The organism is Exiguobacterium sp. A1_3_1 (assembly GCF_048985645.1).
Classification (GTDB): domain Bacteria; phylum Bacillota; class Bacilli; order Exiguobacteriales; family Exiguobacteriaceae; genus Exiguobacterium_A; species Exiguobacterium_A indicum.
This window is the reverse complement of record NZ_WBYY01000177.1, coordinates 1-6,645: the sequence shown is the minus strand read 5'-3', so window position 1 is coordinate 6,645 and position 6,645 is coordinate 1. Positions and strand designations below refer to the sequence as shown.

10 protein-coding genes are annotated in these 6,645 nt (G+C 48.1%); 1 reads left to right on the top strand and 9 read right to left on the bottom strand.

What is annotated here, in order from left to right; all coding sequences use genetic code 11:
• From F8N00_RS15180 to F8N00_RS15160, 5 genes are all read right to left on the bottom strand, one after another.
• On the bottom strand, nt 1-391 hold a 391-nt coding region (locus F8N00_RS15180), incomplete at its 3' end, for a cytochrome c biogenesis protein ResB (RefSeq protein WP_421018500.1).
• 22 nt (nt 392-413) lie between these two features.
• Nucleotides 414-1,004, bottom strand: coding sequence for a thiol-disulfide oxidoreductase ResA (resA, locus tag F8N00_RS15175; RefSeq protein ID WP_023467689.1), 591 nt, complete (start codon nt 1,002-1,004; stop codon nt 414-416).
• A gap of 126 nt (nt 1,005-1,130) precedes the next feature.
• Nucleotides 1,131-1,892: a pseudouridine synthase gene (locus F8N00_RS15170; RefSeq protein ID WP_023467688.1), complete on the bottom strand. Its 762-nt coding sequence runs from the start codon at nt 1,890-1,892 to the stop codon at nt 1,131-1,133.
• Complete coding sequence (gene scpB / locus F8N00_RS15165; protein ID WP_023467687.1) at nt 1,892-2,464, bottom strand: SMC-Scp complex subunit ScpB; 573 nt, start codon at nt 2,462-2,464, stop codon at nt 1,892-1,894. Before scpB ends, F8N00_RS15170 begins: the two co-directional genes overlap by 1 nt.
• The gene (locus F8N00_RS15160) at nt 2,454-3,209 is read right to left on the bottom strand and encodes a segregation/condensation protein A (RefSeq protein ID WP_023467686.1); all 756 of its coding nucleotides are present in this window, start codon (nt 3,207-3,209) and stop codon (nt 2,454-2,456) included. Before F8N00_RS15160 ends, scpB begins: the two co-directional genes overlap by 11 nt.
• 92 nt (nt 3,210-3,301) lie before the next feature.
• Between F8N00_RS15160 and F8N00_RS15155 the strand changes: the two genes are divergently transcribed.
• The gene (locus F8N00_RS15155; RefSeq protein ID WP_058265159.1) at nt 3,302-3,766 is read left to right on the top strand and encodes a DUF309 domain-containing protein; all 465 of its coding nucleotides are present in this window, start codon (nt 3,302-3,304) and stop codon (nt 3,764-3,766) included.
• A gap of 17 nt (nt 3,767-3,783) precedes the next feature.
• On the opposite strand, the gene F8N00_RS15150 is transcribed toward F8N00_RS15155, so the two are convergent.
• The 4 genes from F8N00_RS15150 to F8N00_RS15135 form a co-directional block, all read right to left on the bottom strand.
• The gene (locus F8N00_RS15150; RefSeq protein ID WP_023467684.1) at nt 3,784-4,131 is read right to left on the bottom strand and encodes a GNAT family N-acetyltransferase; all 348 of its coding nucleotides are present in this window, start codon (nt 4,129-4,131) and stop codon (nt 3,784-3,786) included.
• Nucleotides 4,132-4,282: 151 nt separating this feature from the next.
• Complete coding sequence (locus F8N00_RS15145) at nt 4,283-4,810, bottom strand: type 1 glutamine amidotransferase domain-containing protein (protein ID WP_035398198.1); 528 nt, start codon at nt 4,808-4,810, stop codon at nt 4,283-4,285.
• A gap of 97 nt (nt 4,811-4,907) precedes the next feature.
• Complete coding sequence (locus tag F8N00_RS15140) at nt 4,908-5,345, bottom strand: peptidylprolyl isomerase (protein ID WP_023467682.1); 438 nt, start codon at nt 5,343-5,345, stop codon at nt 4,908-4,910.
• Nucleotides 5,346-5,448: 103 nt separating this feature from the next.
• A complete protein-coding gene (locus tag F8N00_RS15135) occupies nt 5,449-6,453 on the bottom strand; it encodes a S66 family peptidase (protein WP_023467681.1) in 1,005 nt (334 codons plus the stop codon).
• Between the last annotated feature and the right edge of the window lie 192 nt (nt 6,454-6,645).

The window sequence follows — 6,645 nt, the reverse complement described above, 5'->3', positions numbered from 1 at the left end:
CCGGTTGTTTCTTCAGTGCTCGGTAGAGCGGGAAGAATCGGTCAATCGACACGATGATGATCGAGAGTAATAAAAGCGTGATCAATCCGATATACCACCATGATTCAAATAGGTTATGGAATCCTAACGTATAGTAGATGTCACCTGCCGTGCCGTATTCCTTTTGGTAAAACTCTTCTGGTGGTGTTGCCTGTGGAATATACATCTCTTGCGGGAAGATCGTTCCGACCCCGCTCGCGATGATGATCAAGGCAATCAACCATAACCCGACCTTGACGGACGAGAAGAACGTCCATGCCCGGTCGATCCAAGATGGATTCTTACGTTTCGATCGAAGCTCCGCTTCCTCGTAACGCATGTCCAGTTGTTTGAAATCTTCTTGCTCCTGCATCCTTAAATCCCCCTTCGATGCGTTACTCGTTCGCCTTCTTCACCATCTCTTCGAGCTTCGCTTGATCAATCTCACCTTCATACTTCTCGACGACTTCACCTTTTTTATTGATGATGAACGTCACAGGTAAGTTGTAGATCCCGTAAGCCTTCTCGACCGAACTGTTCGTATCCATGAGAATCGGATAGTCCGTTCCGCCAATATCCTTGATGAAGCTTGAGACACGAACTGGTGTTTCACCGACATTGACCGCTACGAAATTGACGCCTTGGTCTTGCATCATCTGATAGTTGTCATTGATCAATGGCATCTCTTTCTTACATGGTTCACAGAATGTTCCCCAGAAATTGAGTAAAAGTCCTTTTCCTTTGTATTCGTCCATCGAGTGCTGTTTCTCACCATATAGATCGACGAGTGCGAAACCAGGGGCATCATCGCCTGCCATGACACGACCGTTTTTATCACGTGTCGCTTGATCGACGAATTGCATGATGACGACTGCTCCGGCGAACAAGACAATCGTCATGATCATCAGACGCCAGAAGGAGCGTTTCTTCTTTTTTTGCTGGGCCGCTGCTAAGCGTTCTTCCGGATTTTGTTTCGTTTTTTTCATATTTTACCGCCTCCACCCATATTGTACTTGAAATCGCTTTACCGTTGACAAAATGTGAAATTCGTTAATCGTTTTGTCACAAAAAAAGAAAACTCAACCCGGAGGATGAGCTTCTCGCTTTACAAATTAACGTTTTTTTGTGTTCTTACGTCTTTTCGTAGGTGGAGCGGCTGGATCCGCTAGCTCACGCAATTGATTGACTTCTTTTTTTGAAAGTTCACGCCACTCGCCAGAAGTAAGACCGGCCAGTGTCAAGAAACCGAACTGTTCACGTTTCAACTTCAAGACTTCCGAACCGAGTGTCTCGACCATTTGACGGACTTGACGGTTATGTCCCTCGTAGATGACCATTTCAAGAATCGCTGTATTTTTCTTCTTATCGATATCGCGCATCTCGACACGTGCTTTACCTGTCTTGAAACCATCCGGTAAGACGACACCTTTTTCAAGACCTTTGACGTGGAAGTATTCTGGTACACCTTTGATTTTGACGATATAACGCTTCGGTACCTTATATTTCGGGTGAAGCAAGAGGTTCGAGAATTCACCGTCATTCGTCATTAAAAGAAGACCGCTCGTATTGTAGTCGAGTCGACCGACTGGGAAGACACGGTGTCCGGGTGGTACGAGATCGACGACCGTCTTACGTCCTTTGTCGTCTTCAACCGTCGAAACGACACCTGTTGGTTTATAGAGCATGTAGTAGACGTGTTCTTCCCGTTCGAGCTTCACACCGTCTACTTCGACTTCGGCACGTGCTCCGACTTTCGTTCCAAGCTCCGTGATGACTTTTCCGTTGACCTTGACGCGACCTGCTGTGATCAATTCCTCTGCTTTACGCCGCGAAGCGACACCTGCTTGTGCGATGATTTTTTGTAACCGTTCCATTAATTCACTCTCTCCTCTAATGAAGGATCATTCCGGAAGAAGAGATCTCCATCCGATTCGAACGTTTCTTCGAACTCGAGTGGCGGCAACTCTTCAATACTGTTCAGACCAAAATGGTCCAGGAAATGATCCGTCGTTTTATACAATTTTGCGCGACCGACGCCTTTGGCGCGTCCCGCCTCTTCAATCAAACCTTTTGCACTTAACGTATGGATGACACGCTCCGTCTTCACACCACGAACGACTTCGATGTCAGCACGTGTGACGGGTTGCTTGTATGCGATGATGACGAGTGTCTCCATTGCTGCTCGAGACAAGGAATCTTCTGCGAGCGAACCGGCATATGCCTGAATATATGGCGACATCTCTTTTCGTGTCACCATCTTAAAGACACCACCCGACTCAACGATTTGCAACACACGCTGCTCTGCTTCGAATGTCGTTTGAAGAGCCAGCAACTGTTCACGCGCTGCCGCTTCACTGATCTCTAGCGCTTGACTGAGACCACGCGGATCGATTCCATCGTCTCCGACGACGAATAACAGGCTCTCAATGATTTGTTCATACGCCAATCTGACTCTCCTCCTTCACCATGCTCCGCAATAGGATATCATCGGTCATCTGTTCACAATCAATGACCCGTTGCTTCACGAGCTCAAGAACAGCGAGGAAGCTGACGACTAGTTCTTCGACCGTCGGTTGCTCCGCAAAAAAACCGAAGAATGTCGTCCGCTCACGGGTCGCGACGTACCGGGCAACGGACTCCATCTGTTGCTCGAGTGAACGTTCTTCCCGTTTGACCGTCTTCGAACGGCGTACCTTCCAGGCTTCCCGTTGGCGCATTTTTTCGTAAGCACGTAATAAATCACTCAGTGATAACGTACCGTTATACTCTTGTGCATCCGTATCGAGATAACGCATCAAATCCTCTGGTTGTTTCGAGAACAGCTCAAGGCGTGCCTCTTCCTTTTCTTTCAGGACGAGTGCTGCTTCCTTGTATGCTTTATACTCGATCAACTGTTGAATCAGACCTTCTCGCGTCGGTTCTTCCTCGAAATCAGGAATCTCATCGTATTCCGTCTGTTCGATCGGCAAGAGTTGTTTGCTTTTCAGTTGCAACAGCGTCGCTGCCATGACAAGATATTCACTAGCAACATCTAGTTCAAGATGCTGCATCGCACGGATATAGGACACATATTGATCCGTCACCATGGAAACGGATATATCATAAATATCGATTTCTAATTTACCAACCAAGTGTAACAGCAAGTCCAGCGGGCCTTCAAACGCATCCATCTTTACACTGTATGATTCCATGATTCTCCCTGCCCATCAACGTTTTTTGCGCCTTAGTATACCATACAACAGATGGGTTCGACTATGTTATATTCAAAGGAAGAGGTGATTCCATGAATCCGATCGAGCGATTCGTATTTGAATTCAACATTCGGCACGATTACTTCGAGTGCCATGAAATCTTAGAGGAAGTCTGGCAAGAAGGACAACGCCAGGACGAGGCGCTTGTCGGTCTGATCCAACTGGCCGTCGCCCGCTATCATCACCGCCGCGGAAATACGACTGGGGCACAGCGGACATATGCGAAAGCATTCGATAAAATCGAACGTCACCGGGCATCACTGATTGCGTCCGGGATCGACGTCTCATATTTGCTCGATCATCGCGACCATTTTACGAATAAGATCTATCGGCACATCCCGTTACCTGTCTTCCCGGACGTCATCCGAACCGTCGCACTTGAAGCGACAGCACCTGATCTCGACTATGTGACGCATAAACACCGTTTGCGCGATCGTACGGATGTCGTCACGGCACGACAAGAAGCGCTACAAAACCGAAGAGACCGGTCCATCTGAGCCATGGACCGGTCTTTTTATTGATTTTTCCATTTGTCGACGAGGCGTTGCGTCTCTTCGGTCGCACCCGTAATATCCGTTCGAAGAAGTTTGGCTGCTTCATCGAGTAGGAGATACGACATCCGTTCTCCACGGAAAGACGGTGATAATGCGATATGTTTCAATTCAGCATGGCCATCCATTAATTGAAACCCGATGACACCGACGAAATCCTCATCTTGTTTGTACAAATACAAGCGTTGGTCTTCTTCCTGTTCATAGGCTTGAACCGTTTCAAGCAAATACTTCGGATCCTTCACTTCGCACGAAAAGGCGATCAGCCCCATCGCGGTCCGTTCATTCAACTTCTTATATTTTACTAGCATGTGATTCTACACCTTCCTAATTTCAACAACTCTCAGGAGTATGAACGACTGAGACTCATTCATTCTACACCTTCTCACACAGAATTACTGCATTTTTTTCATAATCCATGAAAATGCAGGAGTCCGTCTCGTGACGTCCCCTGCATCTGAATCACGCTTGTTCTTCCATCACTTGGATGAAGGCACGCATGTAGTCCGGTAGATCGGGTGGACGACGACTCGAGACGATATGTCCGTCGACGACGACAGCTTCATCATGCCAAATCGCACCCGCATTCGTCATGTCATCCTTGATCCCTGGCGTACTCGTGACGTTGACGCCTTTTAAGATGCCAGCAGAGATCAGCACCCAACCAGCGTGGCAGATTTGACCAATCGGTTGTTTGTTCTGGTCAAAATGACGCACCATGTTCAGGACAGAGTCAAAGCGGCGTAACAGATCGGGTGACCAACCACCCGGAACAAGAATCGCATCGTATTCTGCTGGATTAATCTCATCGAACGTCTTATTCGATTTGATCGGAACACCGTACTTCCCGATATACGTCTCATCTGCCTTCTCACCGACGATGTCGACGATCGCGCCTTCTTCACGTAAACGATGGACAGGATACCATAATTCTAAATCCTCGAAGTCATTGCTGACGACTTGGATGATTCGTTTTCCTTCTAAACGCATGACAAACACTCCTTTTCGAGTTGAGTTTCCTTACTGATTGTACCCGGTTCTAAAAAAAGAAAAACTCCTCTTCGAACGTTCGAAGAGGAGCAAGAACTTACGCTTCGACGCGGATTTCTTTAATGCCAGCGCCTTGCTTCATTTTTTGTGCATGTTCGAGACCTGAAGTCACTTGTCCGAAGACCGTGTGTACGCCGTCGAGGTGCGGTTGTGGCTCGTGTACGATGAAGAACTGGCTTGATCCTGTGTTACGACCAGCGTGTGCCATCGAGAGTGAACCCGCCTTGTGTTTGTGTGGGTATGATGTTGACGTTTCACAAGGAATCGTTTTTCCTGAACCGCCTGTACCGTTTCCGATTGGGCATCCGCCTTGTGAGACGAAGCCTGGGATGACACGGTGGAAGTTCAATCCATCGTAGAAGTTCGAGTTCGCAAGGTTTTCGAAGTTTTCAGTCGTGATCGGTGCTTCATCGTTGAACAATTCGAATTCAATTTTATTTCCATCTTCTAATAAGATATGACCAGTTTTTTGCATGTTTGACCAACCTTTCGTGCTTTTCAGCAGGAGATTCGTCACGATTCAAGATCGTGATTCCATGGTACAGTGTACCAAATTTCAAGGCGTCGTGCAGACCTTTTTACTCGACGGCTGCCTCTAACACATCGAGTGTCACCGAATCCGTTGCTTCGACACGAATCTGCACCCCATTCGCGAGTGTCGTGACGGGATCCGTATGCCCGAAGTCCGCATCGAGAATGATCGGGAAATCATAGCCTCGCGTCGCGCGCAGAATGATGTCCTTGAGCGGGAAGTCCGGGTCAAAATCGACTTTTCGCGGGAAGCGTCCGACGACGAGTGCCGCAATCTTGTCATACGCACCCATGTGTCGCAATTGCGTGAAATACCGGTCGATCGTTTCTGGTGTCTCACTCTCGTCATCCTCAAGCATCAAGACGACACCGTCAAACGATGGCAAGTAAGGTGTTCCGGCAAGCAGTAAAAGTGTTCCCGTGTTCCCCGTCAGAATCGGACCTTCTGCGACACCGGTCTTAACGATCGTGTACCCTGCGTTCACTTGATGTTCTCGTCTTCGGTCGTCCGCGACATCCCAGCGTAAAACCTCATCTGTCCACTCCTCAGACGCTTCGATCCGACCAATCGGCTCCGTCTGCATGAACGTACGTTTGAACGATTCTTCTGTATACGGATCAAGACCATCGAATTGACCGAACTGCGTCAGCAGTGCGGGTCCGACGAACGTCGTCAATCCTGTCTGCTGATAGATCCCAGCAAACAGTGCCGTGATATCGCTGTAACCTACGAAGATCTTCGGATTGTTCCGGATTAATTCATAATCGAGTTCGTCGAGTAGCTGGTGCGAGTTAAACCCACCGATCGTCGAGATGATCGCCTTGATCGACGGATCAGCGAACGCCATATGTAAATCTTGTAGCCGTTCCCCGATCGTTCCTGCCGTATGACTATGGACAGCTGTTGCGTTCGGCATCAAGACGACCTCAAAGCCCATTTTTTCAAGTGTTGCGATACCGCGGGCGAGACGACGCGGTACGTATGCTGCGACAGCAGACGCCGGTGAGACGATGGCAATCTTATCCCCTTTTTGTAAACGTGGTGGTTTCATGAAAGTTCCCCCTTATTCATTACAAGTATTTCCAGTATAACAAATCGAAAGGGAACCGCACATCTTGTTTTTCAATCCATCTTACAGCTTCACGAAGAGCGAATCTCCGTTCTCAAGCAATTCCCCTTTTTTCGAGATATAGTCAACCTTGACTGTCATGTGTTGAAGGATCTTTTGTTCGCGCAACGACTT